Source organism: Sorangium sp. So ce363 (assembly GCF_051520435.1).
GTDB classification, from domain to species: domain Bacteria; phylum Myxococcota_A; class Polyangia; order Polyangiales; family Polyangiaceae; genus Sorangium; species Sorangium cellulosum_B.
In genome coordinates this window covers 875,628-889,545 of record NZ_CP150333.1, presented here as the reverse complement: position 1 = coordinate 889,545, position 13,918 = coordinate 875,628, and the positions used below count along the sequence as shown (strand labels likewise).

The window sequence follows — 13,918 nt, the reverse complement described above, 5'->3', positions numbered from 1 at the left end:
CTCCGCGGATCGCGCCGGGGAGCTCCCCAGGGCCGAGGTCCGCGCCGACTGTATCGTCCGGGCGCGCTGGGCTCAACCCGACAGGCGCTGAAAGACCCGATTTTCGCCCCCGTTGAGTCTATCCTCTCGCAAGCGATCGCTCTTCGCAAGACTGGTTCTTCGCGAGCGTGGACTCACCTTGTCCGCCCCGCCGCGCCGACCCGGACCCGGGCGCGGCGGCACCCAGGAGGACTCCATGAGCGACGTCACCATCCTCTTCGGAAGACCCCATGTCCCTCAGTTCGCCGAGGATCGCTTCGAGATCGACGTGCTGGCCGCCGAGGAGCTCGGCATCGAGTCGTACGCGATCCCGCTCGACCCCGTCGTGAATGGCGAGCCGGAGCGCGCATTGCGCCGGCTGCCGAGACCCCGGCACCGGACATGGCTCTACCGGGGATGGCTGTTGAGCGAAGAAGAATACACGGGCCTGTACGAGGCCATGCAGGACCGCGGCGAGGAGCTCGTCGTCGATCCGGAGAGCTTCGCCGAGGCGATGTACATGCCCAATTACGTCCCGCTGCTCGGCGACAAGACGGCGCCCACGCGGTGGACCGAAGGGGAAGACATCCGGGAAGCGTGGGAGGCGGCCCTGGAGCTCGGGCCGCCGCCGTGGGTGGTCAAGGACCACGTGAAATCGGTCAAGGAGCTCTGGCATCGTGCGTGTTTCGTGCCCGAGGGCGCCACGTACGACGATTTCGCCGAGGTGTGCGAGAAGATCCTGGAGCTCCGCGGGGACCGCTTCGAGCGGGGGTTCGTCGTGAGACAATACCTCGACCTCGCGACGCTGCCCGGCTGGGCGCCCGGCCAGCGCCGCGTGACCGACGAGCACCGCCTCGTGTTCTGGGAGGGGCGGCTCGTGGCGCACGCGCCGTACTACGACGTGGACTCGACGCTCGAGCATCCGGGGCAATTCGCCCCTCTCGGGCAGGTCATCGGCTCCCCGTTCTTTACGGCGGACGTGGCCCGGCTCGAGCGCGGTGGGTATACGGTGATCGAGATCAACGACGGCGGCTGTTCGGCCTTCCCCGAGCAGATGGATCCGCGCGACTTCTACGGGGCGGTGCTGGGTTGAGCTGCCGGGCGGACGGCAGGCGCGAGGCTCTCCGGGCCCGAAAGCGGCGGCGCGTAGCGCGCTGACCTTCCAAGGTCCTGCCGAAAGTGAGGAGGACGCTGCGCGCCGGGAGCGGGCCCGTCGAGGGCGATGGGCGCCGGCAGCCTAGTTCCATCCACCAGGAGTCCAGCCAGGGATCCGGGGAGAGATTTCAACGCAAAGGCACAAAGACACAAAGGCGTAACAATGAGCAAATACCATGCATTTTTGCGCCTTTGCGCGCTTGGCGCCTTTGCGTTCAATCTCTCTCCGCTCGCGCTGCAGAGCCCTGGCAGGATTTCTGGCCCGCGGTATCAGCCGCGCAGCGCGGCCGTGGCCTGGGGCCGAAGCGCGGCGGGGCGCGGGCGCTTGGCCATCTCGGCCTTCCTCGGCACGGACGGCCTCGCATCGGCTCTCCAGGGCTGGAACCGCTCGTCCTTCCACATCACGAGGCCGCCCGACAGGGGCGCCTCGGGACCCGCATCGTCCTCGGACCGCAACCAGACGAGCGGGCGCGCCTCGAAGACGGGCTGCGTGCACGCGATGTCCTCGAACGCCGCGGACCAGGAGCCGGTGTTCCCGAAGAACACCCCGCCTTCCCAGCTCCCCTCCGGGTTGTGGGTGTGCCCGAAGATCACGGCCTTGGCGCCGTGCGCCCTGGCCACGGACCGCGCCGCCCGGTTCACGCCCTGCCAGACCGCGTCGAGCGTGGGCTTCGGGACCGTGCACTCGTACGCGACGAGGAGCGTCGGCGCGAGCAACGCCGCCGCCGCGAGCCCCCCCGGCATCCAGCACAGGCACGCGAGCGCCGCGAGGATCCCGACCGCCGCGAGCCCGAGGCGATCCAGCCAGAGCTCGCGCGCCACGCGGCCGAGGCAGTCCTCGGCCGGCCGCGCGAACAGCCGCGCGTGCTTGACCACGGCGGGGAAAGGCGCGCCCGTCTCGCGGGCGGCCGCGGCGAGGTCCGCGCGCCGGAGCGCCCGGCGGCTCGGGTCGCGCCGGCGCACGAGCTCGATCATCGTGCGCAGCGCGCCCACGCCGAAGGCGAGCACGAGGGAGCGGCCAGAGAACAGGTAGTACCGCGTCCAGTGAGAGAGATAGCCGAAGCCGGACAGCATGAACGACGAGTCGACGTGCGGGTTGAAGTACCCCATGCGCGACACGAGCAGGCGGCTCACGAGCGAGCCCATCGTCGGCTGGATCTCCCCCGGATTCCGGCCGAACGGCGCCATCGGGTAGCGATAACAGCAGTACGAGTCGTACTGATTGCCGTGCTCGACGATGACGCCGTCGTGCGTGCGGTGGAACCAGGCGCGGAAGACCACCCGCGCCGCGAGCGCCGCGCGGAGGTCCTCGGTCGATCCCGCCGGAAGGCCGCCGTCCCGGATCGCGAGCTCGTGCATGGCCGCGTCCACGACGCTCCGCTGCACCGCCTCGCGCACCTCGGGCAGCGTGAGCTGGATGTCGTGGTTGCCCGCCACGAAGACCGCGGTGTGCCCGTCCGCGACGATCCGGCCGACGGCCGCGACGAACACCGGGTGATCGCGCAGGATGGCCTCCATCGCCGGCACGGCGTGCTCGGCGGTGCGCGGCAGGTCGTGGACCACGCTCTCGTTGCCGATCACCCGAGGCGCATCCAGGTCGAAGATGTCGCCGTTCAGGACCAGCGTCAGCTCGTCGCGCTCGGCGCCGGGCCCTCCGGAGCTGCCCGCCCCCTTCCGGACCTCTCCCCGGAGCGCGTCGAGCATCGCCGCAATCTCCCCGTCCGGAGAGTACGGCGCCTGCCGATAGCGCATCCAGAGACCGTCGGACGGCTCGAGCTCACATAGATGGATGTCTGAGATAGCCACCGTGTGATGCATCGGCGGGAAAACTGACATGAACACGTCTCCACGCCAGCCACAGGACCGTCAAGACTTGGTGTCACCGGGCGTGGAGAGCGCCCTGCTGCAGTGCGCCCGGAGCGTGATCCAACGCGCAATCACGTTCAGCACACCTGTTCGCCACGGTGCATTCCCGTGAATGTCGCGCGCCCGCCACGAGCGAACTCGGAACGATCGACCACGAGGCGCATTGAGATCTCGGCTCCTGGATTCTCACCAAGAGAGCAACTGGCCGAGCGGCCCCCATCTGGTTGGGGCTCAGTCGCGCCGGAACACATGATGTGGTGGTCCCCCCGGACGCGGCGAAGCCCTGGCGAGCTCGGCGAGCGGCCCCATCTTTCCTGGGCGGTCGCCGGCGCGATGTTCCGTCCGGGGGCGCGCGAGCCCTGGGGGCGCCGGCCTCTGGTACGATGCACACTGGCGGAGCGAGGTGGACGCAAACCATACTGGGTGGACGGACTGTTGAGCCCGTGTGGTGTTCCGCGGGGGGAGCTCCGCGACAGAGAGGTGACCATGTCGACCCATTTCATCGACGGCAGCTGGGTGACCGGCGCGGGCGAGCCGTTCGCGAGCCGGAACCCCGTGACGCAGGCGGTCGTCTTCGAGGGGCGCGCCGCGAGCGAGGAGCAGGTCGACGCGGCCGTGACGGCGGCGCGCGGCGCGTTCGCTGCGTGGCGCGATCGCGGCCTGGAGGAGCGGGCGGCGCTGGTGAAGCGGTTCGCCGGCCTCCTGGGCGAGCACAAGCCCCGGCTCGCGGACGTGATCGGGCTGGAGACGGGCAAGCCGCGCTGGGAGGCGCTCACCGAGGTCCAGACGATGATCGGCAAGATCGACGTGTCGCTGATGGCCTGGCGCGAACGGACGGGCGAGCGTCAGGCCGAGGCGGGCGACGCGACGGCCGTGGTGCGCCACCGACCGCACGGCGTGGTCGCCGTGCTCGGGCCCTACAACTTCCCGGGCCACCTGCCGAACGGCCACATCGTCCCGGCCCTGATCGCGGGCAATTGCGTGGTGTTCAAGCCCTCGGAGCTCACGCCGAGGGTCGCGGAGGAGACCGCGCGGCTCTGGGAGGAGGCGGGGATCCCGGCCGGGGTGCTCAACCTGGTCCAGGGGGGGAGGCGCACCGGCGTCGCGCTCGCCGATCACCCGGGCATCGACGGCCTCTTCTTCACGGGCAGCTCCGGCACGGGCAACGCGCTGCACCGGCAGCTGGCGGGCCAACCGGAGAAGATCCTCGCCCTGGAGATGGGCGGCAACAACCCGCTCATCGTCCAGGACGTCGCGAACACCGAGGCGGCGATCCACCATATCCTTCAGTCGTCCTTCATCTCGGCGGGCCAGCGGTGTACGTGCGCGCGGCGGCTGCTGGTGCCGGCGACGCCGGAGGGCGACGCGCTGTTGGCGCGCCTGGTCGACGCGGCGTCCCGGCTCAAGGTGGGCAGGTACGACGACGCAGAGCAGCCGTTCATGGGCGCGGTGATCTCGCTCGCGGCGGCGGATCGGCTGCTCGCGGCGCAGGCACGGCTGGTCTCGCTCGGCGGCGAGGTGCTGCTGGAGATGCGCCGGCTCGAGGAGGGAACCGCGCTGCTCTCGCCCGGCATCCTCGATGTGTCGGCGATCAAGGAGCTACCGGACGAGGAGCATTTCGGGCCGCTCGTGCAGGTGCAGCGCTACGGGAGCTTCGATGAGGCGCTCTCGCTGGCCAACCGCACGCGTTATGGGCTCGCGGCCGGGTTGATCTCGGATCGCAGGGAGCTCTATGAGCGGTTCTGGCGGGAATCCCGGGCGGGGATCGTCAACTGGAACAAACCGCTGACGGGGGCGTCGAGCGCCGCGCCGTTCGGTGGGGTCGGGAGCAGCGGGAACCACCGGCCCAGCGCGTATTACGCGGCGGACTACTGCGCATATCCGGTCGCGGGGCTGGAAGCGACGGCGGTGGCGCTGCCTGGACAGCTGGCGCCGGGGATGCGGCTCAACAACTAGAACCTGGACCAGGGCGCAACGGCCGCCGGGGAGAGGGGAGGGGGCGCGCGGGGGCGAGGGGGGCCCTTCCCGCGGACTCGCGCCTTGTGGTGGCTATGGCCGGCTGTGCGGGAGAGGAAGATCTGGGGGGATTGGCTGCGGAGCGGGCCGGCGCTCGGATCCGCGGGGCCCTTCCCCCTCGCCCCCGCGCGCCCCCTCCCCTCTCCCCGGCGGCTCCATATTGGAACTGGCGGGTTGGGGAACGATTTGACAGGAGGGGTCAGGAGGCAGAGCTCTGCGGGCCTAGCTCTATCGGGAGGGCGGTGAGGCCGCGCATGCCGGGGTTCATCCGCCAGGTCAGCGGCCCAGGGGAGAGCTCGGCGTCGGGGAAACGGCGCAGGAACGTGGAGATGGCAGCCTGGGCCTCGACCCGGGCGAGCGCGGAGCCGGCACAGTAATGGACGCCCACGCCGAGCGAGATGTGACGGATGTCGGTGCGGCGGAAGTCGAGCTTGTCGGGGTCGGGGAACTGCGCGGGATCGCGGTTCGCCGCGCCGAGCACCAGAAAGGCGCGATCACCCTTCGGGATCCGCACGCCGTCGAGCTCGATGTCGTCGAGCGCGACGCGGCTCATCCACTGCACCGGAGAGTCGTATCGGAGCAGCTCCTCCACCGCCGGGCCGATCAGCGACGGGGTACCGCGCAGCGCTTCGCGCTCGGAACGGTGGAGAAGGAGCGCGAGCAGGCCATTGCCGATGAGGTTCTTCGTCGTCTCGTGGCCGCCGAAGAGGAGCATGCAACACGTCGAGAGCAGCTCCTGCTCGCCGAGGATCATGCCCTGCTCCTCCGCGAGGATGAGCTGGCTGAGCAGGTCGTTGCCGGGGCTCTGCCGCCGGGCCGCGATCACGCCGCGGAAATAGTCCTCCAGCTCGGCCACGGCGCTCAGCGCGCCCCCCGCGATCTCCAGCGTCGGCCGGCCCGCGCCAAGGAAGCCGCTGAGCGCGTTGGACCAGCCCTTCAGCCGGTGCCGGTCCTCGGCGGGTACACCGAGCACCTCGCCGATCACGAGCAGCGGCAAGAGGTCGCCGAGATCGCGGAGGACATCCATCCGGCCCGCCGGGGCGACCGCATCGAGCAGCTCGTTGACCAGCGTCTCCACCCGGGAGCGCAACCCCTCGACGAGCCGCGGCACGAACGCCTTGTTGATCAGCGAGCGGATGCGCGTGTGCTCCGGCGGATCGAGCAGCAAGGCCCACGACGCCAGGTTGCGGCGCAAGGGCTCCAGCCGCTGCCGCACCTCATCAGGCAGCTTCGTCACGAAGGCGCTGGAGCGCTTCGCCGACAGGCGCGGGTCACGAAAGCCCGCCGCAACCTGGTCGTAGCGGGTGACGAGCCAGCCGTTGTAAGCCGCGCTGAAGTACACGGGCGCTTCCTGGCGCAACCTGGCGTACACGGGGTACGGGTTCGCGAGGGTCTCCGGTGACTGGAGGCGAAACGGATCGAGATCAGCGTCCGCCGCTGGATTGGCCGCGGGCGGTGCGTCGGGCTTCGGTGCGTCGGGCGAGTTCATCGGGTCAGGGTACGACGGTCACGCCCGCTTGGGAACCGGCGCGACCCACGCCCGCGCAGGCCCGCCCCAGGGTCGGCGAGTCGTCTCAGGCGAGAAGGCGGCCACAGGCGAGAAGGCGGCCAGGCGAGGAGGCCGCGCGGGCGAGGGGGCCGGCCTCCCCACCGGCGCACGGGCGCGCGGCCGCGCTGGGCTAGGCCCAGAGCTTGATTCCGCCGAGCAGGCCAGCGACGTTGTCCACCACGACGACGTTCTCGGGCAGCCGCGAGGCATCGAGCAGGCGCGCGTTGCCGCCGCCGAGGTAGAGCTTGCGGTAATTGAAGATCGGCTCGACCTGCTCGATCATCTTGCGCACGCGCTTGTTCCAGCGCTTCGGGCCGATGCGCTTGCACTCGGCGTCGAACACGCGGTCCTCGTACTTCAGGTCCCTCTTTCCGTACGGATGGTGCCCGAGCTCGAGGTTCGGCACGTAGCGGCCGTCGATGTACAGGGCGCAGCCGAGCCCCGTGCCGAAGGTGAGCACCATCTCGAGCCCCTTGCCCTCGATGACGGCGAGCCCCTGGATGCCCGCGTCGTTGGCGACGCGGACAGGCTTGCCGAGGCGGCGCTCGACGGCCTCGCCGAGCGGGTAGCCCTTCCACTTCTCGTTGTCGAGGTGCGGCGCCGTCTTGGTCACGTTCTCCATCACCACCCCGGGGAAGCCGATCGAGACGCGATCGAACTCCCCCTGCGCCCGGGCGATCTCCTCGATGAGGTCGAGGATGGGGTCCGGCGAGGCCGGCTGGGGCGTCGACACGCGCACGGGATCCGTCATCGGAGTCCCCTGCTCGTCGAGGATGGTGGCCTTGATCCCCGTTCCGCCGATATCGATACAAAGCGTGCGCATGGATCCCTCTGTCTCCCCCCGGAGCTCTTCCTCCGGGGCCGCCGCGGATGCGCCCACGCGCCCGCGTTCGCGGCGGACATAATCTAGAGCTCTGGCTGCGCGTCAACTGGCGCCGCGACGGCGCACGCCTGAGCGGGCGACCACGCCCCCTGCGCCCGCCCTCGCGCGCACACTCCGCCCGGCGCCGACCAGCGCGCACCCCGCCCCTCGGTGCCCGGCCGCCGCGCCGCCCGCCCCCGGGCGACGCTCAAGGCGAGCCGCAAGCGTCGCACGCGACGCTCGGCGGCGGCGCACCGTTCGCGAGCCCGTCGAGCCATTGCACGAGGCGCGCTCCGCGCGACTCGAGGGTGTAAAATTCCGGCCGCCAGAGGATGCAGTGCGCGGAGCCGGCGGCAAGGAACGACCTGAAGTTCGGCGTCGACGCCTCGATTTCGGCGATCTCTGCCCTCATGGCGTCTGACCACGCCTGGGCGTCGCCGCCGCCCATCGCGTTGAAGAAGAAGACCTGGTCCTCATCATAGGCGGTGTTGTACTGCGACAGGCGCATGTCGGGGTAATGGGCGCCGATCTTCTCGTAGAGCACCGACAGCCGCGCGAGCTCGGCCGGGTCGAGGCCAGGTATCCATGTGGGATAAGCGCCCTCGGGCTTCCAGGAAGGAAGGCTGTCCCTGAAGAACGTCTCCGTGATGATCCCTGCCCCGCTGTCCGCGAACTCGATGACCGACGCGCTCTTGTAGTGCTCTCGCAGGTGCGCGGACCAGAGGATGGCGCCATACGCGCCCGCGCTGCAGCCCGTCACGAAGATCTTCTCTGGCGCGGGGACGTTCTCGTAGATCCAGCCGAGCGCCGCGCGGACGTTGACGGCGCCCTTGTGCTGGATGGTGACGGCCTGGCTCCCCTCCCCATACGTGGCCACGTTGTCACCCCAGTGGACGTCCCCGGTGCAATAGGGGATGTACACATGGTGCCACTCCTTGAAGGGGTTGTCCGGGTTCTCATGATCGTAGATCCCGGTCGTCAGGGCGTCCTCGCCGACCGTCTCCTGGAAGAGCGCTCCCGCGAACGAGCACGTGGTCGCGTCCCAGCACGCGCCGCCGCCGCGGAACTCGACGATGAGGCGATTGACGGTGCCCGGACGGACGAAGTACTTGAAAGGATCGCCGCGCGAGCACGTCGTCTCGCCGCCCGGCTCGATGGAGCTCCAGCCGGACGGCAGGCTCAGGATCCCGCCCCGCGGCTCGCTGCTCGGGTCTTCGTGCTCGGCGGACGTGCCGCCACAGCCGAGGACGGCGAGCGGGCAGAGCAGGAGTTGAACCGGAAGGGGCGGAACGATCTTGAATCGCATGGAGGGCAGAGAATACCACTCCATGACGCGCGGGCGGGCATCACCCGCCGGTGACGGCCCGCTCGACGCCCGCTCGGCGGTGCCGTCGCGTCATGGCACAGGGGCGTGCTCTGCCCACAGCTGCGCCGCGGCCTCGCCGACAGCGCGGCGGATCGACCCCTCGTCGAGGCGGGCGCGGTCGCGCGGCGCGAGGGCGGCGCAGATGCCGAGCGCGACGAGGTAGAGGGCGCCGATGAGGCCGATCCAGCGCAGGCCGGACGCCCCCAGGCGTGAGATGATCTCGATGGGCACGATCTGCGCGCGGATCTGGACGGCCCCGATCACGAGCACGGCGCGGTCTCCCTCCTGGAGCTCGATGTCGGCCGGGCCCGTCAAGAGGCGCGCGAGCCCGTCCGCGCCGTGAAGGCGCGCCCGCGTCCGCCGCGGGACGTGCAGCACGTAGCGGGCGCCGATCACCTCCGCGATGACCGGGGCCGCTCTGTCGAGCTCCCCCGACGGCACGCGCACGATGGACGCGGGCGTGTCGCCGATGTGCGCGCGCCCCTCCGCGAGCACGTGGCGGACGCCGAGCACGTCTTTGCCTCGGACGGCGACGAGCTCCAGCGCGCGCCGCGCAGAGGAGCTCGCCGCGGGCGGCCGCGACCTCCGGTCGCGGATGGGTTCGGCCGCCGACGCCTCATTAGGCCCTTTCGCCATACTCTCCAGCCCCCTTCGTCGGCCACCGGCAGGGCTCGACTCGACATGTCACCTGAAGACCCTGCCCCCCGCGGCGCCGCCCCGCGCGCTTCCGCATCACTCCCCTTCCCTGGCTCTCTGGCATGGAGCGTTCCGTGGCCGAGCGCGCAGGGACGTGGCGGCCCGACGACCCGCGCCGGCGCGTGAGGCTCCGGAGGACGCGCCCTGCCACCGCGCGCCGAGGCGCGACGGGGGACGCCCGCCCCGGGGCAGCTCTCCGCCGCTCCGAGAGGGGCGCGCGACGCGGCGCGCCGTGCCCGGAGCTCCGCCCCTATTTCGTGGCGCCCTCCCGGCGCTGGTGTAGATCGCCGCCCGTGAGGAAGCGCCCCCTCGGCAAGACGACCCTTCAGGTCTCGGAGCTCGCCCTAGGCACCTGGGGACTCTCCGGCGACGGCTACGGTCCCGTCGCCGACGTCGAGATCGATCGCGTCATCGATCGCGCGCTCGCGGTCGGCATCGACCTCTTCGACACCGCCGACGTCTACGGCCGCGGCGAGATGGAGCGCTGCCTCGGCAGGCGGCTCCAGGGCGCCGGCACGACGTTCGTCGTCACCAAGATCGGCACCGTTCGCGACGGCGATCCCCCGACGAAGCGGTTCGACCCGGCCCACCTCCGCACCGCGTTCGAGCGGTCGCAGGAGCGCCTCGCCCGCGAGGTGGTCGACGTCGTCCTGCTCCACAACCCCACCGTGGCCGCGATGCAATCGAAGGAGGCCCTCGCCTTCCTGAAGGAGCTCAAGCAGGCCGGGAAGATCCGCGCCTACGGCGTGAGCGCCGGCTCCGCGGACGTCGCCCGCTCCGCGCTGCGCGACGAGGTCGACGTCATCGAGATCGCCTACAACGCGTTTTTCCCCGGCGACCTCCACGACGTCGCCAGCGACGTCTCCGAGTCCGGCGCGGGCGTCCTCGCCCGATCGGTGCTCGCGCACGGGCTGCTCGCCGGCCAGTGGAGCCCCGAGCGCGAGTTCTACCTCGACGATCACCGCTACCAGCGGTGGACCCGCGACGAGCTCAAGACCCGCATCCGCCAGCTCGACGCGCTCAGGCCGCTGGTCTCGGGCGCCGTCACCTCGCTCCGCTCGGCGGCCCTGCGCTTCGTCCTCGCGAACCGCGTCGTCTCGTCCGCCGTGCTCGGCCCCCGCTCGGTCGCCCAGCTCGACCAGCTCGTCCGCGAGGCCGGCATGCCGCCCTACCTCCAGGACACGGCGCTCACGGAGCTCTCCGCGCGCCTCAAGCAGGCCGGGATCGAGGTATGAGCAGGATGGACCAGAACGACAGGGAGCTCGACGAGATCGTCCGCATCGCGCGCGCCGCGGCGGCGATCGTGATGGACGTGTACGCGACGCCGTTCGCCGTCGAGATGAAGGGCCCCGGCGACCCGGTGACCCGCGCCGACCGCGAGGCGAACGCGCTCATCTGCAGCGCGCTCGAGGCCGCGTTCCCCGGCGAGGCGATCCTCGCCGAGGAGAGCGTCCCGACCGGCGACGAGCTCGCCTCGCGCCTGCGGAAGGAGCGGGTGTTCTTCGTCGACCCGCTCGACGGCACGCGGGAGTTCGCGGACAGGAACGGCGAGTTCGCCGTGATGATCGGGCTCGCGGACCGCGGCCGCGCGGCGCTGGGCGTCGTGGTGATGCCCACGACGGGCGAGGCGCTGGCCGGCCGCGCCGGCGAGGGCGGCGCCGCCTTCCTCGAGGCGAGGGACGGCAGCCGCAGGCCGCTCCGGGTCTCGGCCGTGAGCGCTCCGGCCGACGCGACGCTCATCGTCTCGCGCTCGCACCGGCCGAAGGAGATCGAGCCGCTCCTCGCGCGGCTCGGCATCTCGAAGGTCGTCCCCTGCGGCTCGGTCGGCGTGAAGATCGCCCGGATCGCGACCGGCGAGGTCGACCTCTACGTGCACGGCGGCGGCGGCGCCAAGCTCTGGGACAGCTGCGCGCCCGAGGCCGTGCTCCTCGGGGCGGGCGGCAGCTTCACCGATCTCTCGGGCGCGCCCATCGACTACAACGGCCCCGGGCTCAAGCTCGGCCGCGGCATCATCGCCTCGAACGGCGCCCTCCAGGCCGCCGTCGTCGCCGCGGCGAGGGCGGAGCTCGGCTGAGGCGCGATGCGGGGGCAGGCCGAGATCGTCATCATCGGCGCGGGGATCATGGGCCTCGCGATCGCGTACAACCTCGCGCGGCACCACGGCATCACCGACATCGTCGTCGTCGACCGGAGCTACCTCTGCGGCGGCGCCAGCGGGCGCAACGGCGGCGGGGTCCGGGCGCAGTTCTCGAGCGAGGGCAACATCCGGCTCATGCAGGAGAGCATCCGCATCTGCCGGGATTTCGCCCGCGAGATGAAGATCAACATCTGGTTCCGGCAGGGCGGCTACCTCTTCCTCGTGCGCAGCGAGGCGGGCCGCCGGACGCTCGAGAAGAGCGTCGCCGTGCAGAACGCGTGCGGCCTCGGGACGCGGATGCTCACCGCCAACGAGGCGCGCGCGATCGTGCCGCAGCTCTCGACCGACGGTGTCGTGGCGGCGAGCTACAACCCCGACGACGGCGTCGTGTTCCCCTGGCCGTTCGTCTGGGGCTACGCCGAGCGCGCGCAGAAGCTCGGCGTCGACATCGCCACCTTCACGAACGTCCTCGGCTTCCGCACGCAGGGCGCGCGGATCGACGCGGTGGTCACCGATCGCGGCGAGATCCGGACGAACAAGGTCGTCAACGCGGCCGGCGCGTGGAGCCCCGAGATCGCGCGCATGCTCGGCGTGGAGCTGCCCAACCACCCGCACCGCCACGAGATCTGCTCGACCGAGCCGCTCAAGCCCTGGCTCGGCCCGCTCGTCGCGGATCTCTCGAACGGCCTCTATTTTTCCCAGTCGATGCGCGGCGAGATCGTGGGCGGCATCTCCAACGAGGACGTCCCCGACGGCCTCGACATGGGGTCGAGCCACAAGTTCCTCTCCCTGTACGCGCGGGCGCTCGTCGCCGCGTGCCCCCTCCTCGGCAGCGTGAAGGTGCTGCGGCAGTGGGCCGGCTGTTACGACCTCACCCCGGATCAGAACCCGATCGTGGGCGGGGTCGACGAGGTCGAGCACTTCTACCAGGCCTCCGGGTTCATGGGGCACGGCTTCATGATCGCGCCCGTCATGGGCAAGCTCCTCGCGCAGCACATCGCCGAGGGCGCCTCCCTCCCCCTGTTCGATCGCTGGAACCTGCGGCGCTTCAGGGAGGGCCGGCTCCTCAGCGAGGCGATGATCATCGGCTGAACGCCTGCCCCGGCGGCGCGGCGGCGGCGGCGCTTCGACGCGCCGCGCGCGCCGCACATGCCGCGCGCCCCGCCGCGTCGCGCTTCGCCTATACTCGCGCCCCTTCGTCATGGGTCACCTCGTCCTCGTCACCGGCTCCTCGAGCGGCATCGGCCTCGCGACCGCGGTCGCGTGCGCGGCCGCGGGCCACCGGGTCATCGCCACGATGCGCCGCCCCGAGAAGGCCGGCGCGCTCCTCGCCGCCGCCGGCGCGCGGGGCGTCACGCTCGAGATCGAGCAGCTCGACGTCGCCGCGGCGAGCGCGCCCGACAGGGTCGGGGAGATCCTTCGGAAGCACGGCCCCGCTTACGCCCTCGTCAACAACGCCGGCATCGCGGTCGGCGGCGCCTTCGAGGAGCAGGCGGACGGCGACGTCCGGGCGCAGTTCGAGACCAACGTCTTCGGGCTGATGGCCGTGACGCGCGCGGTGCTCCCGGCGATGCGCGGCGCGGGGCGCGGCCGCATCGTCAACGTCTCGAGCCTCTCCGGGCTCGTCGGCCTCCCCGGCGTGAGCGCCTACGCGGCCACGAAGCACGCCGTCGAGGGCTTCAGCGAGGCGCTGCGCTGGGAGGTCGCCCCGTTCGGCGTCCATGTCTGCCTCGTCGAGCCCGGCACCTTCAAGACCGAAATTTTCTACGAAAACCAGCGGCGCGGCGCCCACGTCTCGCTCGAAGGCCCTTACGGCGCGATGACCAGGGCGATCGAGCAGATCGTCCTGAAGGACGCCGCCAAGGCGCCGCCGCCCACCCCGGTCGCGGCGGCGATCCTCCGCCTCATCGACGACGCATCGCCGCCTTTCAGGACCCTCGTCGGCCGGGACGCACGGGCGCTCGTCGCGCTGCGCCGTGTCATCCCCGACCGCCTCTTCGCCACGGGGATCCGCCGGCTCGTCTCGGCGCCGCGCTCGCGTTGACACGTTCTCTGGCGGCGAATAGCGTCGGCTTCGCCGTTTCCAATGGCGGAGCGGCGCCACGTCGTGGCCGAAGGGGGGCCGCGCCCCCTGCCGCGCGCTGTTTTTGTCCGCTTTCGTCCCCTCAGGCTAACGAAGGCTAGCCGCTGACCGCCTCTCCTGAAGCGCACCGTGCGACGGCGAGGTCAGGCCGGCAGCATCACCGAGGTCCC

The 13,918-nt window shown here is 71.3% G+C and carries 11 protein-coding genes; 6 read left to right on the top strand and 5 right to left on the bottom strand.

Annotated features, from left to right (window positions below; genetic code table 11):
* Positions 1 to 235 precede the first annotated feature (235 nt).
* Positions 236 to 1,111, top strand: coding sequence for an ATP-grasp domain-containing protein (locus tag WMF12_RS03350; RefSeq protein WP_437864741.1), 876 nt, complete (start codon positions 236 to 238; stop codon positions 1,109 to 1,111).
* Between the two features lie 332 nt (positions 1,112 to 1,443).
* On the opposite strand, the gene WMF12_RS03345 is transcribed toward WMF12_RS03350, so the two are convergent.
* Entirely contained in the window at positions 1,444 to 2,979 is a 1,536-nt protein-coding gene (locus WMF12_RS03345; protein ID WP_437864724.1) for a hypothetical protein, read from the bottom strand.
* A gap of 546 nt (positions 2,980 to 3,525) precedes the next feature.
* Between WMF12_RS03345 and astD the strand changes: the two genes are divergently transcribed.
* Entirely contained in the window at positions 3,526 to 4,995 is a 1,470-nt protein-coding gene (gene astD / locus WMF12_RS03340) for a succinylglutamate-semialdehyde dehydrogenase (protein WP_437864716.1), read from the top strand.
* Positions 4,996 to 5,254: 259 nt separating this feature from the next.
* On the opposite strand, the gene WMF12_RS03335 is transcribed toward astD, so the two are convergent.
* The 4 genes from WMF12_RS03335 to WMF12_RS03320 all read right to left on the bottom strand — a co-directional run bounded on the left by WMF12_RS03335 (position 5,255) and on the right by WMF12_RS03320 (position 9,468).
* The gene (locus WMF12_RS03335) at positions 5,255 to 6,544 is read right to left on the bottom strand and encodes a cytochrome P450 (RefSeq protein ID WP_437864702.1); all 1,290 of its coding nucleotides are present in this window, start codon (positions 6,542 to 6,544) and stop codon (positions 5,255 to 5,257) included.
* 190 nt (positions 6,545 to 6,734) lie between these two features.
* Entirely contained in the window at positions 6,735 to 7,427 is a 693-nt protein-coding gene (locus WMF12_RS03330) for an ROK family protein (RefSeq protein ID WP_437864695.1), read from the bottom strand.
* Positions 7,428 to 7,674: 247 nt separating this feature from the next.
* The gene (locus tag WMF12_RS03325; protein WP_437864685.1) at positions 7,675 to 8,772 is read right to left on the bottom strand and encodes a pectin acetylesterase-family hydrolase; all 1,098 of its coding nucleotides are present in this window, start codon (positions 8,770 to 8,772) and stop codon (positions 7,675 to 7,677) included.
* A gap of 90 nt (positions 8,773 to 8,862) precedes the next feature.
* On the bottom strand, positions 8,863 to 9,468 hold the full coding sequence (locus WMF12_RS03320; protein ID WP_437864674.1) for a hypothetical protein: 606 nt from the start codon (positions 9,466 to 9,468) through the stop codon (positions 8,863 to 8,865).
* A gap of 353 nt (positions 9,469 to 9,821) precedes the next feature.
* Here WMF12_RS03320 and WMF12_RS03315 point away from each other — a divergent pair, with 353 nt between their 5' ends.
* The 4 genes from WMF12_RS03315 to WMF12_RS03300 all read left to right on the top strand — a co-directional run bounded on the left by WMF12_RS03315 (position 9,822) and on the right by WMF12_RS03300 (position 13,709).
* Positions 9,822 to 10,763 carry an aldo/keto reductase gene (locus WMF12_RS03315; RefSeq protein ID WP_437744164.1) on the top strand — a complete coding sequence of 314 codons (942 nt, stop codon included), beginning with the start codon at positions 9,822 to 9,824 and terminating at the stop codon, positions 10,761 to 10,763.
* A complete protein-coding gene (locus tag WMF12_RS03310; RefSeq protein ID WP_437864639.1) occupies positions 10,760 to 11,602 on the top strand; it encodes a 3'(2'),5'-bisphosphate nucleotidase CysQ family protein in 843 nt (280 codons plus the stop codon). Before WMF12_RS03315 ends, WMF12_RS03310 begins: the two co-directional genes overlap by 4 nt.
* A gap of 6 nt (positions 11,603 to 11,608) precedes the next feature.
* The gene (locus WMF12_RS03305) at positions 11,609 to 12,757 is read left to right on the top strand and encodes an NAD(P)/FAD-dependent oxidoreductase (RefSeq protein WP_437744162.1); all 1,149 of its coding nucleotides are present in this window, start codon (positions 11,609 to 11,611) and stop codon (positions 12,755 to 12,757) included.
* A 109-nt stretch (positions 12,758 to 12,866) separates the two neighbouring features.
* Entirely contained in the window at positions 12,867 to 13,709 is an 843-nt protein-coding gene (locus WMF12_RS03300) for an SDR family NAD(P)-dependent oxidoreductase (protein ID WP_437864603.1), read from the top strand.
* Positions 13,710 to 13,918: the final 209 nt, after the last annotated feature.

Bases quoted from the DNA above. Each gene is read 5' to 3' on its own strand.
- WMF12_RS03350 (WP_437864741.1), top strand. From the start codon at position 236: ATGAGCGACGTCACCATCCTCTTCGGAAGACCCCATGTCCCTCAGTTC.
- astD (WP_437864716.1), top strand. From the start codon at position 3,526: ATGTCGACCCATTTCATCGACGGCAGCTGGGTGACCGGCGCGGGCGAG.
- WMF12_RS03335 (WP_437864702.1), bottom strand. From the start codon at position 6,544: ATGAACTCGCCCGACGCACCGAAGCCCGACGCACCGCCCGCGGCCAAT.
- WMF12_RS03330 (WP_437864695.1), bottom strand. From the start codon at position 7,427: ATGCGCACGCTTTGTATCGATATCGGCGGAACGGGGATCAAGGCCACC.
- WMF12_RS03325 (WP_437864685.1), bottom strand. From the start codon at position 8,772: ATGCGATTCAAGATCGTTCCGCCCCTTCCGGTTCAACTCCTGCTCTGC.
- WMF12_RS03320 (WP_437864674.1), bottom strand. From the start codon at position 9,468: ATGGCGAAAGGGCCTAATGAGGCGTCGGCGGCCGAACCCATCCGCGAC.
- WMF12_RS03310 (WP_437864639.1), top strand. From the start codon at position 10,760: ATGAGCAGGATGGACCAGAACGACAGGGAGCTCGACGAGATCGTCCGC.
- WMF12_RS03305 (WP_437744162.1), top strand. From the start codon at position 11,609: ATGCGGGGGCAGGCCGAGATCGTCATCATCGGCGCGGGGATCATGGGC.
- WMF12_RS03300 (WP_437864603.1), top strand. From the start codon at position 12,867: ATGGGTCACCTCGTCCTCGTCACCGGCTCCTCGAGCGGCATCGGCCTC.